The sequence below is a fragment of the Pseudonocardia endophytica genome, from assembly GCF_004339565.1.
Classification (GTDB): domain Bacteria; phylum Actinomycetota; class Actinomycetes; order Mycobacteriales; family Pseudonocardiaceae; genus Pseudonocardia; species Pseudonocardia endophytica.
The window spans coordinates 1-14,925 of sequence record NZ_SMFZ01000001.1 but is presented as its reverse complement, the minus strand read 5'-3'; the positions used below and the strand labels follow the sequence as shown (position 1 = coordinate 14,925).

Annotated in this window: 12 protein-coding genes; 6 read left to right on the top strand and 6 right to left on the bottom strand. The window is 73.6% G+C overall.

All coding sequences use genetic code 11. The annotated features are described in order from the left end of the window. Window positions 1-389 precede the first annotated feature (389 nt). Complete coding sequence (locus tag EV378_RS00060) at window positions 390-1,439, bottom strand: NAD(P)/FAD-dependent oxidoreductase (RefSeq protein ID WP_132420613.1); 1,050 nt, start codon at window positions 1,437-1,439, stop codon at window positions 390-392. Window positions 1,440-1,610: 171 nt separating this feature from the next. On the opposite strand from EV378_RS00060, the gene EV378_RS00055 reads away from it, so the two are divergent. Genes EV378_RS00055 through EV378_RS00045 form a run of 3 tightly spaced genes read left to right on the top strand, consistent with a single transcriptional unit; the run spans window position 1,611 to window position 6,660 of the window. Further along, window positions 1,611-3,551 carry a molybdopterin oxidoreductase family protein gene (locus EV378_RS00055; protein WP_132420611.1) on the top strand — a complete coding sequence of 647 codons (1,941 nt, stop codon included), beginning with the start codon at window positions 1,611-1,613 and terminating at the stop codon, window positions 3,549-3,551. Continuing rightward, window positions 3,551-5,482 (top strand): NAD(P)H-dependent oxidoreductase subunit E, encoded by a 1,932-nt coding sequence (locus EV378_RS00050; RefSeq protein WP_132420609.1) that lies wholly within the window; start codon window positions 3,551-3,553, stop codon window positions 5,480-5,482. Before EV378_RS00055 ends, EV378_RS00050 begins: the two co-directional genes overlap by 1 nt. Continuing rightward, window positions 5,482-6,660, top strand: a complete 1,179-nt coding sequence (locus EV378_RS00045) for a 2Fe-2S iron-sulfur cluster-binding protein (RefSeq protein ID WP_243653189.1) — start codon at window positions 5,482-5,484, stop codon at window positions 6,658-6,660. The genes EV378_RS00050 and EV378_RS00045 overlap by 1 nt, the downstream gene beginning before the upstream one ends. Window positions 6,661-6,675: 15 nt before the next feature. Here the strand turns inward: EV378_RS00045 and EV378_RS00040 are convergent, their stop codons facing one another. The 4 genes from EV378_RS00040 to EV378_RS00025 are packed head-to-tail and all read right to left on the bottom strand — an operon-like array spanning window position 6,676 to window position 11,752. Then, window positions 6,676-7,908 (bottom strand): MFS transporter, encoded by a 1,233-nt coding sequence (locus tag EV378_RS00040; RefSeq protein WP_243653188.1) that lies wholly within the window; start codon window positions 7,906-7,908, stop codon window positions 6,676-6,678. Window positions 7,909-7,947: 39 nt separating this feature from the next. Next, entirely contained in the window at window positions 7,948-8,691 is a 744-nt protein-coding gene (locus EV378_RS00035; RefSeq protein ID WP_132420607.1) for a class I SAM-dependent methyltransferase, read from the bottom strand. Further along, on the bottom strand, window positions 8,691-10,172 hold the full coding sequence (locus tag EV378_RS00030) for an amidohydrolase (RefSeq protein WP_243653187.1): 1,482 nt from the start codon (window positions 10,170-10,172) through the stop codon (window positions 8,691-8,693). Before EV378_RS00030 ends, EV378_RS00035 begins: the two co-directional genes overlap by 1 nt. Window positions 10,173-10,174: 2 nt before the next feature. Next, a complete protein-coding gene (locus tag EV378_RS00025; RefSeq protein WP_243653186.1) occupies window positions 10,175-11,752 on the bottom strand; it encodes a bifunctional phosphatase PAP2/diacylglycerol kinase family protein in 1,578 nt (525 codons plus the stop codon). Window positions 11,753-11,794: 42 nt separating this feature from the next. Between EV378_RS00025 and pafA the strand changes: the two genes are divergently transcribed. The 3 genes from pafA (at window position 11,795) to EV378_RS00010 (ending at window position 14,134) form a co-directional block, all read left to right on the top strand. Beyond that, window positions 11,795-13,156, top strand: a complete 1,362-nt coding sequence (pafA, locus tag EV378_RS00020; RefSeq protein ID WP_132420605.1) for a Pup--protein ligase — start codon at window positions 11,795-11,797, stop codon at window positions 13,154-13,156. Between the two features lie 104 nt (window positions 13,157-13,260). Next, window positions 13,261-13,491, top strand: a complete 231-nt coding sequence (locus EV378_RS00015) for a zinc ribbon domain-containing protein (RefSeq protein ID WP_132420603.1) — start codon at window positions 13,261-13,263, stop codon at window positions 13,489-13,491. A 94-nt stretch (window positions 13,492-13,585) separates the two neighbouring features. Further along, a complete protein-coding gene (locus EV378_RS00010; protein WP_243653185.1) occupies window positions 13,586-14,134 on the top strand; it encodes a 2'-5' RNA ligase family protein in 549 nt (182 codons plus the stop codon). Between the two features lie 159 nt (window positions 14,135-14,293). Here the strand turns inward: EV378_RS00010 and EV378_RS00005 are convergent. After that, window positions 14,294-14,925, bottom strand: a 632-nt coding sequence (locus tag EV378_RS00005; RefSeq protein WP_165922075.1) for a glutaminase, incomplete at its 5' end; no start/stop codon positions are given.

Below are 14,925 nucleotides of genomic sequence, written 5' to 3'. Positions count from 1 at the left end.
GTCCGGGCAGGGTGGCGTGGGCGTTCGGCTACCGGACGACCGGGACGTGCCTCCCGATGCCTCGGCGGGATCGAGAGGCACGTTTCCGCTGCCGCGACCGCCGCAACGCACCTCTCGATCCGCGAAACCGATCGGGAGGCACGTTGTCGTGGTCGGCGGCGTGCGGACGCCCCCCGTCGACGATCGGGATGGCGAGGCCCTGACGTGTACGCATCACGCGGACCTCCTGCGCGGAGGATCGGCTGCCGCGCGCATCACGGCGCGCGCGGGAGCACAGCGGACCGCGCGGCTCGGGGACGGCGCGGCTCGGGGACGGCGCGGCTCGGGGACGGCGCGGCTCGGGGACGGCGCGGCTCGGGGACGGCGCGGCTCGGGGACGGCGCGGCCGCCTATCGGACCGGGACATCGAGACCGTGCACCCGGTCCCCGGCGACACGGGTCGCGCACTCCGCCTCGGACGCGGCCGAGAACGGGTCGGCCGCGGCACGGGCGTCGGCGGCGGTGCCGGTGGCGGTCGCCAGGTCGGACATGATCAGGTCGCGGGCGATCCCGGCGGCCGCCACGCTCCCGGCGGCGACGGCGGCGGGCACGGTCGCCATCGGGTCGACGACGTTCCCCGCCGCGTAGATCCCGGGAACCGACGTGCTCCCGTCCGGCCCGGCGGGCACGGCCGCGCCGAGCCCGGACGGGTGCTCCACCGGCTCCAGGCCGAGCCCGGCCAGGAACCCGGCCCGCGCCACCGCGCGAGGCGAGATCGTCAGCGCGTCGACCGGCACGACCGTCCCGGAACCCAGCCGCAGACCGGTGAGCCTGCCGTCGGAGACGACGGTGCCGGCCACCTCGCCGTCGACGACCGTGACGCCCGCCGTCGCGTACCCGGCCCACTGCTCGTCGTCGGGCTCGGGCCCGGTGTGCAGGAACAGGGTCACGTCGTCCGACCAGCGTCGGGCGATGTGCACCTTCATCAGGTCGTGCGGGCCGGTGGACAGCACGCCGATCCGGGTGTCGCGGTGCTCCCACGCGTGGCAGAACGGGCAGCCGAACACGTCGGAACCCCACCGTTCGGTCAGGCCGTCGACCGGCGGGATCTCGTCGGTGAGCCCGGTGGTCACGAGCAGCCGGCGCGCCCGGTACTCGGTGCCGTCCCCGCTGGTCACGACGACGACACCGGAGCCGGTCCGCGCACCGGTCACCCGCGCGTCGCGCACGACGCCGCCGTAGCCGGTCACCTCCGCGCGCCCGATCCGCCCGATCTCGGCGGGCGGCAGGCCGTCGCGCGTCAGCCAGTTGTGCACGCCGTCGGCCGGGGCGTTGCGCGGGGTGCCGTCGTCGAGCACCAGGACGCGGTAGCGCGCGCGGGCCAGCAGCAAGGCCCCGGAGAGCCCGGCCGCTCCGCCACCGACCACGACCACGTCGTACTGAACATCGTTGTCATCCATGCCGAGATCATGTGCCCGGCCGTGCGACTACTGCAAGACAAGTTGCCGTACCGGCAAAGCCGAGCGTCGGTCCGCTCTCAGGACCTTTTCTGGAGCGTCCTGTGATGTGGATCTCTACATGACCTACAGTGGGAGACGGCCTGCAACACGTGTTCGCCAGGAGGTTCGCCGATGGCACGCAACCGACGTCGTCCCCGCCACGTCCGGCTCACCGAGCCGCTCGTCCGTGAGAACGGGGAGCTCCGCCCGGCGACCTGGGAGGAGGCACTGGACCGTGCCGCGGACGGCCTGCGGGGCGTGCCGGGTGACCGGTTCGGCATGTTCAGCTGCTCCAAGGCGACCAACGAGATGAACTTCACCTCGCAGAAGTTCGCCAGGGCGGTGATGGGGTCCAACAACGTGGACTCCTGCAACCGCACTTGACACGCTCCCAGCGTCGTCGGTCTGACGGCTGTGTTCGGTGCCGGCGGCGGCACCTCCGCCTACGTCGAGGCGGAAAACGCCGACCTTCTCGTCCTGTGGGGTAGCAACGCCCGCGAGACGCACCCGATCTTCTTCCACCATGTGCTGCAAGGGATCCGGAACGGGGCGCGGATGTACTCCGTGGACCCGAGGCGCACGTCGACCGCGCAGTGGGCGGACGCGTGGCTCGGCCTGGACGTGGGCACCGACATCGCGCTGGCCAACGCGATCGGCCGGGAGATCATCCACGCCGGGCTGGTGAACCGGTCGTTCGTCGACCGCGCCACGACCGGTTTCGACGACTACGCGGCGACCGTCGAGCCCTACACGCTCGAGCGCGGTGAGGAGATCACCGGCGTGCCCGCGGCGACGATCAAGGAGCTGGCGCACGCCTACGCCCGCGCCGACCGCGCCCAGATCTGCTGGACGCTCGGCATCACCGAGCACCACAACGCGGCCGACTACGTCTTCGCGCTGATCAACCTGGCGCTGCTGACCGGGCACGTGGGCCGCTACGGATCCGGGCTGGTGCCGCTGCGCGGACAGAACAACGTGCAGGGCGGCGGCGACATGGGCGCCATCCCGGCGAAGCTGCCCGGTGGCTACGACCTCGGCGACGACCAGGCGCGCCACCGCTTCGAGACGGCGTGGGACTGCGAGATCTCGCCGCAGAAGGGCATGCACCTCTCGGAGATGTTCGAGGCGATGGAGCGCGGCGAGCTGAACGCGCTGTACTGCATCGGCGAGAACCCGGCCGAGTCCGAGGCGAACGCCACGCACGCCCGGCACCTGCTGGAGGGCCTGGACTGCCTGATCGTCCAGGACATCTTCCGGACGGCGACGGCGGAGCTCGCGGACGTCGTGTTCCCGTCGGCGGCGGACTGGTGCGAGTACGAGGGCACCGTCACGAACTCCGAACGCCGGGTGCAGCGGGTCCGCAAGGCGATCGACCCGCCGGGTCAGGCGCGCCCGGACACGCACATCATCTGCAACCTGGCCGACCGTCTCGGGCACTCCTTCGGCGAGCCGACGGCCGAGCAGGTGTGGGACGAGCTGCGGTCGCTGTCGTTGAACTGGCATCACGGCATGAGCTACCAGCGGCTCGACGAGCTCGGCGGCCTCCAGTGGCCGTGCCCGGACCTCGAGCACCCGGGCACCCCGCTGATGCACGCCCGGCTCTGGGAGCGCGACCCGGAGAAGCTCGGGACGCCCGCGCCGTTCACGCCCGTCGAGCACGTCGCACCGGTGGACGTGCTGGACGCGGACTTCCCGATCCGGCTCACCACGGTCCGCGTGCTGGACGCGTACAACTCGGGCGTGCAGACCGGTGGCTACTCCTCGCCGCTGCGCCGTCCGGAGTCGCTGCGGATGGACGCCGAGGACGCGGCGAAGCTCGGCATCGCCGACGGCGAGCGGATCCGGGTGGTGTCGCGCCGCGGGGCGGTCGAGGCGCCGGTGTCGCTGGACCCGTCGCTGCGGCCCGGGCTGGCGTCGTTCACGCCGCACTTCACCGAGGAGGTGGACGTGAACGTGCTGACCAACGACGCGTGGGACCCGAAGTCCGGGACGTCGGAGTTCAAGGCCACCGCGGTCCGGATCGAGAAGATCGAGAACGACGGAGCCGGCGCGCTGCCGGCGGCAGGAGCGTAATGGATCTTCATCTGTCGGCGGCCGAGCCGAGCGCGGCCGAGCGGGAGGCGATCGACACCGCGTTCGCGACGCACGTCCCCGCTCCCGTCCACTCGGACGTTCCGACGCGGTCGGTGCACGGCGGGCACGGGGCGCGGGCGCGGCGCCATCTGCTGCTGCCCGTGCTGCACGCCGTGCAGGACGCGGCCGGCTGGATCTCCGAGGGCGCGCTGAACCACGTCGCGCAGACGCTGAACGTGCCGCCCGCCGAGATCTACGGCGTGGCCACGTTCTACGCGATGTTCTCGGTCGAGCCCCGCGCGCCGCGCACCGTCCACGTCTGCGACGACGTGGCGTGCGGCCCGAACGGCGGCGAGGACATCGCCGCCCTGCTGGAGAAGGAGCTGGGGCCGGAGGGCGGTGGGCACGCGCCGGGCCCGGACCCCGACGGCGCGTCGCCCGGCGCCCCGTCGGAGGGGACGTCCTGCTGGGTGCGCAGCCCGTGCCTTGGCCTGTGCGAGCGCGCACCGGCCGTGATGCACCAGCGCGCCGGGGAGCCGGACTTCAGTCAGGCCCCGGCCACGCCGGACGACGTCCTGGCCGCGACCCGGGTGCCGGTGGGCGACCCGGTCGCGGACCGCGCCGACGCGCGGTTCGCCGACACGACCGTCTCCGCCCCGCAGACCCGTGCGTACGAGAACCTGCGGCTGCTGCGCCGGATCGGTGTCGTCGATCCGTCGAGCCTGGACGACTACCGCTCGCAGGGCGGCTACTCCGCGCTGCGCCGCGCGATCGACCTCGGCCCGACCCGGGTGGTGAAGGAGCTCAAGGACTCCTCGCTCACCGGCCGCGGTGGCGCCGCGTTCCCGACCGGCGTGAAGTGGGAGGGCGTGTCCGCGGCACCGGAACGCCCGCACTACATGATCTGCAACGCCGACGAGTCCGAGCCCGGCACGTTCAAGGACCGCGTGCTCATGGAGGGCGACCCGTACGGGCTGGTCGAGGCCATGACGATCGGTGGGTACGTCACCGGCGCGACCCAGGGCTACATCTACATCCGCGGCGAGTACCCGCTGGCCACCCGCCGTCTGCAGGACGCGATCGACGCCGCCCGCAACCGCGGCTATCTCGGCGACGACGTGATGGGCGAGGGCTTCGCGTTCGACATCGAGCTGCGTCGCGGCGCCGGGGCGTACATCTGCGGCGAGGAGACGGCGCTGCTGGAGTCCCTGGAGGGCTACCGCGGCGAGCCGCGGAACAAGCCGCCGTTCCCGGCCACCCACGGCCTGTTCGGCAAGCCCACGGCGATCAACAACGTGGAGACGCTGTACAACGTCCTGGAGATCCTGAACATCGGCGGGCCGGCGTTCGCGTCCGTCGGCGGGGACCGCTCGACCGGTCCGAAGCTGTTCTGCGTGTCCGGCGCCGTCGGCACGCCCGGTGTCTACGAGGTCGACTTCGGCACGACGCTGCGCGAGCTGCTCGACCAGGCCGGGGGCGCCCGGGGCGAGCTGCGCACGGTGCTGCTCGGCGGCGCGGCCGGCGGGTTCGTGAACCCCGACCAGCTCGACGTGCCGCTCACGCTGGAGGGCACCCGGGAGATCGGGGCGACGGTCGGGTCCGGCGTCGTGCTCGTGTTCGACACCGAGGCCGACCTGACCGGCACACTCCGCCGGATCGCCGCGTTCTTCCGCGACGAGTCGTGCGGGCAGTGCGTGCCCTGCCGGGTCGGCACGGTGCGCCAGGAGGAGGTGCTGGCCCGCCTGGAGCGGGACGCGCCGATCGGCTCGCGGGAGACGGAGCTGGCGCTGCTGGAGGACCTGGCGCGGGTGATGCGGGACGCATCGATCTGCGGTCTGGGACAGACGGCGCCCGCCGCGATCACGTCGGCGATACAGCTGAACCTGCTCGACGCTCCGGGGCCGTCGCGCAACGGGAAGGTGCCGCACTGATGACCACCACCGATTCCGGGCGTGACCAGGCCGGCAAGGGCCCGGCGACGAACGGGGGCTCGACCAGGGGCGCGCCGTCCGTCGACGGCGGTCCCGAGGCCGACGCCGGCGACGGGCCGCCGCCGGGGGAGCGCACGACGACGCTGACCCGCCCGAACGGCGCCGTCGGCCCGACCGTCGCCGACCCGGCGGGGGCCTCGCCGCACGCCGAGGAACGGCTGTCCGGCGGCCCGGTCATGCTCGGTCAGATCCGCCGGATGGTCACGCTGACCCTGGACGGCACCGAGGTCCGCGTCCCGGAGGGCTCGACGATCCTGGACGCGCTGCACGGCGAGGGCAGCCCGGAGCAGGCGGACACGCCGACGCTGTGCTGGGCGCCGAACATGGACCCGATCAACGCGTGCCGCGTGTGCGTCGTCGAGGTCGAGGGCTCCCGGGTGCTCGTGCCGTCCTGCGCCCGCAAGGTCGAGGACGGGATGGAGGTCCGGACCGACACCGAGCGGGTGCGGCACAGCCGGAAGATGGTGCTGGAGCTGCTCGCGTCGTCGGCGGACATGTCCGAGGCGAGCGCGGACGTCCAGCGCTGGATCGGCGACTACGACGTCGACGTCGAGCGCTACGGCCCACCGGCGCCACCGGCGGAGGCGGGGGAGCGGGACCGCCGCCACGCCGGGCACCACCACGCCCCGGACGGGTCGGTCGCGCAGAACGTGCACCAGCCGGTCAAGGTCGACAACGACCTCTACGTGCGGGACTACTCGCGCTGCATCATGTGCTACAAGTGCGTCAACGCCTGCGGCGAGGACGCGCAGTTCACGTTCGCGATCGCGGCGGCCGGCCGCGGCTTCGACGCCCGGATCGCCACCGAGTTCGACGTCGAGCTCCCGGACTCCGCGTGCGTCTACTGTGGCAACTGCATCGGCGTCTGCCCGACGGGCGCGCTGAAGTCGGTACGCGAGTACGAGCTCCGCGAGGCCGACGAGTGGGACGGCGAGAACGAGACGGTCACGACGACGATCTGCTCGTTCTGCGGGGTGGGCTGCAACCTGGAGCTGCACGTCCAGAACAACGAGATCGTGAACGTGACGAGCCCGTCGGACCATTCGGTGACCCACGGCCACCTGTGCATCAAGGGCCGCTTCGGCTTCCAGCACGTGCAGAACCTGCCGAAGGGCTGACCCCGGAGCGCTCGCTCACCGCGGCGTGGCGGCCGCCTCCTTGCGGGCGGACCGGCGGGCGAGCAGGGTCAGCGCGACGAGCGACACCACGGCCAGCACGGCGACCCCGGCGCAGAACGCGATCCCGGACGTCCGCAGACCCCAGGACTGCGACGCCGCGCCGAGCCCGATCACCGGCAGGGAGAGCGCGACGTAGAGCACCACGAAGTACGACGACGTCACCTCCGCCCGCTGGTCCGGGTCCACGCGCGCGTTCACGGTCTTCAGACCGCTGGACAGCGTCGGGCCCTGCCCGACGCCCGCGACGACCGCGCCGGTCGCGAGCAGGGCCATCGAGCCGGTCGCGACGGACAGCCCGACCAGCGCCATCCCGACCACCAGGCCGACGCAGCCGAGCCGGAGCATGACACCGGCGTCGAACCGGTTCGCGACCAGCTGGGACGCGGCGGACGACCCGAGCAGCAGGAACGCGACGAGGCCCGCGACGGCGTGGTTCGGGTTCCCGACGATCTCGGACACCAGCCGCGGGGAGATCGCGGCGAACAGGCCGGTCACGGCGAACCCGGCGAACCCGGCCGTCGCGGCGCTGACGAACACCGGCCGGACCGCGGCCGGGACGCGCACCGGCTGCGGGCGCAGCCGCACACCCGGCGTCGGTGTCACGGTCTCCGGCGCGGACCACACGATCAGCACGCACAGCGCGACGGCGACGGCGTGCACGGCGAACGACAGGTGCAGCGGCGCGGGCAGGTACTGCACGAAGATCCCGGCCAGCAGCGGGCCGAGGCCGAGACCGCCGATGTTCGCGGCCGTCGCCACCGCGGACGCCCTGGTGCGCCAGGACTCCGGCGCCGCCTCGACCACCGCCGCCGTCGCGGTCCCGGCGAAGATCCCCGCCGACAGCCCGGACAGCAACCGCCCGAGCAGCAGCACCCACACCGGCCCGGCCAGCAGGAACACCACGCTGCTGACCAGCGCGAACCCGAGCCCGGCCAGCAGCATGGGCCGGCGCCCGACGAGATCGGACCAGCGACCGGTGAGCACCAGCGCGGCGAGCACCCCGACCGCGTACACGGAGAAGATCACCGTCTGGGTGATCGGGGAGAAGCGCAGCTCCTGCTGGTAGAGCGCGTACATCGGGGTCGGGAGGGTGGCGCCGAGCATCACCACCGTGAACGTGACGGCGAGGCCCGCGAACGCGGCGGCCTGCGAGAGGCGAGGAACGGGACTACTCCTTTCGGCGTGCAACGGTGATGTGTACCCGATGATCACACGATCCGGCTGCGGTCACCTGTCCGAAAGGCGGAGCAGATGCAACGCGACGCCGCCCCCTCCTGCGTCCCGGGACTGGACGTCCCATGCGTCGGCGGCGTGCAGGAAGCGGTCGGCCGGCTCGCGGCCGGGATCGGTCACGAGCACCGCGCCCTCGGTCCCGACGAGCCGGGGGAGCAGGTCGGCCAGCAGGTTGTCGGCCCACTGCCCGTAGAGGACGTCGGCGGCCACCACCAGATCCCACGGCGCGCCCGCGGTCACCACGTCCGGCGGCGCCGTCCAGTCGGCAACGGCGACGTCCACGTCGAGCCCGTTGTGGGCTGCGTTGACCGAGGTCAGGGCCACCGCGGCGGGGGAGAGATCGGTGGCGAGCACGTGGGCTCCGGCCCGCGCGGCGGCGAGCGACGGCAGGCCGAGACCGCAGCCCAGCTCCAGGACGCGGGCGCCGTCCAGCTCGTCGTTCGCGAGGGCGCTCGCCAGGACGGTCGCGCTCGGCCACAGCCGGGCCCAGTGCGGCGGGTGCCATTCGGTCCCGTCCCCGCCGACGTCACGGCCGACCGGCTCGAACGCCAGCGCGTCCGGATCGGCCGGGCGCAGCAGCGACAGCGGGCCGCCGGGCAGCTCGACGGTCGCGACGACGAGCTCGTCCAGCGGGTCGGCGTCCGGGTCCCGGCTCCGGGAGGTGCGGCCGAGGTCCCACGGGACGGCGCGGGCCGCCGCCGACTCGAAGCGCGCGACGAGCTCCGCGACCCGGTCCATCAGAGGCCCTCGCGGTGCGTCCAGCGACCGCCGAGCAGCGTCCCGGCGACCGGCATGGCGCGCAGCGTCGCCGGGTCGCACTCCACCGGGTCGCCGTCCGCGACGACGAGGTCCGCCCGCCGGCCGGGCGCGATCGGGCCGTCCGGGCCTGCGGACGCCTCCAGGGCGACGTCCCGGCCGATCTCCTGCTCCGGGTGCCAGCGCTCCCGGCCGTCGGAGCTCCGGTGCACGGCCGCGGCCAGCGCGACCCACGGGTCCAGCGGCGCGACCGGCGCGTCCGAGCCGAGCGCCAGCAGCACCCCTGCCGCGTGCAGCGACGCCATCGGGAAGGAGCGGTGCGTGCGCCCGGCCCACAGCCGGTCGGCGACGTCGCGGTCGTCCAGCGCGTGCTCCGGCTGCACGCTGGCGACGAGCCCGAGCTCGGCGAACCGCTGCGCCTCGCCGTCGGAGAGCAGCTGGGCGTGCTCGATCCGCCCGCGCGCGCCGGTGGCCGCGAACGCGTCGAGGACCAGCGTGTTCGCCCGGTCGCCGATCGCGTGCAGGGCGGCGTCCAGGCCGTTCCCGGTGGCCCGGCGAAGGAGCGGCTGCAGCTCGTCCGGCGGCACGAGCAGCAGGCCGTGTTCCGCGGTCCCCGGGTACGGGTCGACGCAGAACGCGGTGCGGGTGTTCAGCGACCCGTCGGTGATCACCTTCAGCGGGCCGGCCGTGAGCAGCTCGCCGACCGCGTCCCCGGTGCGCAGCCCGCGGGTGATCGCGTCGTCCAGGCGTTCCGGCCACACCGACGCGACGACCCGCAGCGCGTCCGTCCCGGCGGCGATCCGCCGCTCCCAGTCCGGCAGGCACCAGGGCGCCTCGAAGTCGACGATCCCGACGACACCACGTGCCGCCGCGGCCGCGGCGGCCTCGTCGACGAACCCGTCGAGCAGATCCGCGGGCACGTCCTGGAGCGCGACGGTCACGGCGAACCACTCGGACTCGCGGATCAGCCCGGTCGGGTGGTCGCGGTGCCCGTAGCGGTCCAGCGCGGCCGAGGACAGCCACCCGCAGTGCAGGTCCCCGGACACGAGCACGACGGGCACGTCCCCGGCCACCGGGTCCAGCACGTCGCGGTGCGCGGCGTCCGGCCAGAGCGCGTCCCGGAACCCGTAGCCGACCAGCGTCTCGCCGGCCGCGGGCGGCTCGTCGCGCAGCCGGTCGGCCACCAGCGCGGCGGCCCCGGCCGCGGACCGGGCCGACGACACGTCGAGCCTGCGGCGGGCCAGCGCCCACTGCTGCATGTGGACGTGGTTGTCCCACAGGCCCGGCACGACCGTGCGACCGTCCAGGTCGACGACCTCGGCGCCCTCCCCGGGCAGGCGGTCGCCGAGCGCGGTGACCCGGCCGTCGTCGATCCGGACGTCCACCGGCTCACCGCGGTGCGCCCACCCGTCCGGGCCGCCCAGCAGGCGCGCGCCGCGCAGCAGCAGCGGGTGCGCGGACACCCTCAGCCCTGGAACGGACGCGAGCGGCCGGACCAGCGCTCCTCGTCGCGCCGGTAGACCGGGATCGGGTTCGGGGCGACGCGGAACGTGTACCGGCCGGCCTCGGTGACGATCTCGCCGTCGGTGGCCAGCATGCTCGGCTCGGCGAGCTCGACGTCGAGCTCGGCGACCTCCATCTGGTGGTAGACGCGGCTGTGCCCGAGCGCGCCGAGCAGCAGCGCGCCGAGCACGCGCAGGCGGGAGAACCGGACGTCGGCGGCCAGCCAGCGCACGTCGAGCAGGCCGGAGTCGAGCGTGGGGCGCCATGCCGGGACGGCGCCACGCGGGTAGTAAGGGCCGTTGCCGACGAAGATGAACCAGACGTCGTGCCACTCGTCGGCGATCCTGACCTTCACCCGCTCCGAGCGGTGTAGCACCGTGACCAGCGCGAACGCGAACGCCGGCCACTTGCCCCAGCGGTTCTGCAGCTGCTCGCGCAGCCGGACCAGCTCCGGGTACGAGCCGACGCTCGCCGTGTTCAGGAAGTAGCGGGTGTCGGTGACCGCGGGGTCCTCCGGGTCGTCGCCCTTGCCGGGGTGGGCCTCGACGAGCGCCAGGTCGACCGCGACCGCCTCGCCCGCCTGCGTGGCGTCGACGGCCTCCTGGGTGTCGTAGACGCCGACGTCGCGGGCGAAGTGGTTCAGCGTCCCGGCCGGTACCACGACCAGCGGCAGCCCGTGCCGGTCGGCCACCGAGGCGACGGCCGCGACGGTCCCGTCGCCGCCCGCCACGCCGAGCGCCCGGACCCAGCTGCCCCGCTCGGCGACCGCCTTCTCCAGCTCCTCGACGAGGTCGACGCCCTCGCGCACGACGAGGTGGTGCGCGGCGGGCAGGCGCTCGGCGACGTCATCGGACGCGTCGTAGTCCGGCGGGCCGGAGTACGGGTTCGCGACGATCACGAGCCCCTCGCCCCGCGGCAGCTCCGGGACCGTGTCGACGGGGCGGGCGCGGGCCTCGTCGGAGGTGCGCACCGGCCACCAGCGCTGCGTCGCGAGCGCGACGGCCGACCCGATCCCGGCGCCGACGAGCACGTCGGAGGCCCAGTGCACGCCGACGTGCACCCGCGAGTACGCCACCGCGGCGGCCAGCGGCACGACGACGGGTGCGACCTTGCGGTTCTCCAGCGCCACGGCCGTCGCGAACGCCGCGGCGGACGCGGCGTGCCCGGACGGGAACGACGACGACGTGGGCGGGTCGGGGATCCGTCGGTAGTCGGGCAGCTCGGCGGCCGCCGGTCGGCGACGGGGGAACGACGGCTTCAGCACCGCGTTGGCCAGACCGCTGGTGAGCGCGATCGAGAGCATGCCGCGCAGGGCGGCCTTGCGGCTCGCCCCTCTCCGGGCGGCCAGGATCGCCGCGATACCGGCCCACAGGATGCTGTGGTCGGCCGTACGGGTGAGCCGGCGCAGCGCGACGTCCAGTCCCGAGTACGGACGGTTCGCGACGGCCGCGGTCACGGCCCGGTCGGTCGCCGACACGGTCGCCAGCCCGCCCCGCAGATGCCGGGATTTTCCGGCGGCACGCCGATACCACTCGTTCACACCTCTGACAGTAGAGGTGCATCAACGCCTACCCTGAAGGGCATGCAGCGTCGGATCTTCGGGGTCGAGACCGAGTTCGGTGTCACGTGCACCTTCCACGGTCAGCGGCGCCTCTCGCCGGACGAGGTCGCGCGCTACCTGTTCCGACGGGTCGTGTCGTGGGGCCGCTCGTCGAACGTGTTCCTCCGCAACGGGGCCCGCCTCTACCTGGACGTCGGGTCGCACCCCGAGTACGCGACGGCCGAGTGCGACTCCCTGACCCAGCTCGTCGCGCACGACAAGGCGGGCGAGCGGATCCTCGAGGACCTGCTCGTCGACGCCGAGCGCCGGCTGGTCGACGAGGGCATCGGCGGCGACATCTACCTGTTCAAGAACAACACCGACTCGGCGGGCAACTCCTACGGCTGCCACGAGAACTACCTCGTGGCCCGCCAGGGCGAGTTCTCCCGGATCGCCGACGTGCTCCTCCCGTTCCTGGTCACCCGCCAGCTGATCTGCGGAGCCGGGAAGGTCCTGCAGACCCCGCGGGGCGCCGTGTACTGCCTGTCCCAGCGGGCCGAGCACATCTGGGAGGGCGTCTCGTCGGCGACCACCCGGTCGCGGCCGATCATCAACACGCGCGACGAGCCGCACGCCGACGCCGAGCGCTACCGGCGCCTGCACGTGATCGTCGGCGACTCGAACATGTCCGAGGTCACGACGCTGCTCAAGGTCGGGTCGGCGACGCTCGTGCTGGAGATGATCGAGGCCGGCGTCCAGTTCAGGGACTTCACGCTGGACAACCCGATCCGCGCGATCCGCGAGATCAGCCACGACCTCACCGGCCGCCGGACGGTCCGGATGGCGGGCGGTCGGGAGGCCTCCGCGCTGGACATCCAGCGCGAGTACCACTCCAAGGCCGTCGAGTACATGGAGCAGCGCGGCACCGGCGACAAGACCATGGAGCGGATCGTCGAGCTCTGGGGCCGCACGCTGGACGCCGTCGAGTCGCAGAACCTGTCGCTGATCGACCGCGAGATCGACTGGGCGATCAAGCGCCGGCTCGTGCAGCGCTACCAGGACAAGCACAACCTGGACCTGGCCAGCGCCCGCGTCGCGCAGCTGGACCTCGCCTACCACGACATCCGCCGCGGCCGGGGCATCTTCGACATGCTGCAGCGCAAGGACCTCGTGGACCGGGTCACCGACGACGGCGAGATCGAGGCCGCGAAGGACACCCCGCCGCAGAGCACGCGGGCCAAGCTGCGCGGTGACTTCATCGCCGCCGCCCAGACGGCCGGGCGCGACTTCACCGTCGACTGGGTGCACCTGAAGCTGAACGACCAGGCCCAGCGCACCGTGCTGTGCAAGGACCCGTTCCGCGCCGTCGACGAGCGGGTGGACCGGCTGATCGCGTCCCTGTAGCCCCGCTCCGTCCCGCCTCCGCCCGCCGGCGGGGCACGAATGCGGCATCCGTGTCGTTGATACGGACGAATGCCACAGTCGTCCGAGCGGAGGCGGGTGGACCGGTGCTGGTGATCGTCGGGCTGTCGCGCAGGGAGTGGCCGCTCGGCCTCGTCCCACTGGCGTGCGGGCGGTGCGGGCATCCCGGCCCGCAGTCGCTCGTCCGCCGCCGTAACCGGTTCACGCTGTTCTTCGTGCCGGTCCTGCCGTTCCCCAGCCGCCTCGAGGCACGGTGTCCGAGCTGCGGGACCGAGCGACGGGTCGACGCCGACGAGGCCCGTCGTCTCGGCGTGTGACCGGTCCGCCTGCCACGTCCGTTCCGGTGATGCGTTCGGATGTCCCGGTCGTGCCGTCGGAGGGGTCGTGCCGTCGGAGGGGAGGATCACCATCGTGCCGATCACCGTTCCGGACGGCGCGACGCGCAGTGCCGTGCTCGCGCTCGTGCCGGACGCAGAGCCGGTCGTGGGGGAGCTGCGGGCGGTGCTGGACCCCACGGCGTCGGCGGGCGTCCCGGCGCACGTGACGGTGCTGTACCCGTTCGCGGCGCCGTCCGGGATCGACGACGCGACCGTGGCCGGGCTGCGGGACGCGGTGTCCGACGTGCCGGCGTTCCGGTTCCGGCTCGCCGACGTCGGCTGGTTCGGTACGGAGTACGTGTGGCTCGCGCCGGACCCGTCGGAGCCGTTCGACGAGCTCACGGCCCGTGTGGCGCGGGCGTTCCCGGAACATCCCCCCTACGGCGGGGAGCACGAACCGCATCCGCACCTGACCGTCGGCTACCGCCGGCACGCGTCGGAGGTGGCGCTGCGGGACGCCGCCGACCGCATCCGCCCGCTCCTGCCCGTCGACGCGCGGGTCGACCGCCTGCACCTGCTCGCCGGATCCCACGAACCCGGGTCCTGGCGGACCGTCGCGGAGCTCCCGCTCGCCCGCGCCTGACCGGTCCCGGTCCCGGTCCCGCGCCTTGTGCCGGCGTGTCGCACCCCGTGCCGGCGTGCCGCACCCGTCGCAGCCGGTGCGACACGCCGGCGCGGGGTGCGTGGGGGTGGGCGGCAGGCCGCTGCGAGAGCCGGCGCGGGGCGCGGGCGTCCGTGCGGGTCAGTCCGGCTGCGCGACCCGCCCGAACCGGGACTCCGACGGGTCGGCGAACACGTGCAGTCCGAACCGCGCGGACAGCTCCCGGCACACCGCGACGCCGCGCACGGAGTTGCCGTGCCGGTCCAGGCCGGGGGAGTAGACGCCCAGGCCGAAGTAGTCCGGGATCGTCGCCATGATCCCGCCCGAGACGCCGCTCTTGGCCGGGATCCCGACGTCGTGGGCCCACTCACCGGCCGCGTCGTACATGCCGCACATGTTCATCACGCTGATCACGCTGCGGGTGTGCTCGCGGGCCAGCGCCCGCTCGCCGGTGACCGGGTTGACGCCGCCGTGCCCGAGCGTGGCGCCCATCACGCCGAGCTCGACGGCCGTCACCGTCACCGAGCACGCCGAGAGGTACACGGCGAGGTTCTCCTCGATGTCGCCGTGCAGCATGCCGAGGCTGCGCATCAGGTAGGAGATGCCGAGGTTGCGGTCGTTGGAGACGAGCTGCTCGGAGAGGATCGTCTCGTCGACGGCGAGGTCCGGGTTGCCGGTGTAGGCCCGGAACCGCTCCAGGAGCCGGGCCACCTTCTCGTCGCGGTCCCTGCCCCGCACCAGGTTCGCCGCCACCAGCGCCCCGCGGTGATCAT

Excerpts from the sequence above, each read along its gene's own strand:
- pafA (WP_132420605.1), top strand. The coding sequence starts at position 11,795 with ATGCAGCGTCGGATCTTCGGGGTCGAGACCGAGTTCGGTGTCACGTGC.
- EV378_RS00050 (WP_132420609.1), top strand. The coding sequence starts at position 3,551 with ATGGATCTTCATCTGTCGGCGGCCGAGCCGAGCGCGGCCGAGCGGGAG.
- EV378_RS00060 (WP_132420613.1), bottom strand. The coding sequence starts at position 1,439 with ATGGATGACAACGATGTTCAGTACGACGTGGTCGTGGTCGGTGGCGGA.
- EV378_RS00035 (WP_132420607.1), bottom strand. The coding sequence starts at position 8,691 with ATGGACCGGGTCGCGGAGCTCGTCGCGCGCTTCGAGTCGGCGGCGGCC.
- EV378_RS00045 (WP_243653189.1), top strand. The coding sequence starts at position 5,482 with ATGACCACCACCGATTCCGGGCGTGACCAGGCCGGCAAGGGCCCGGCG.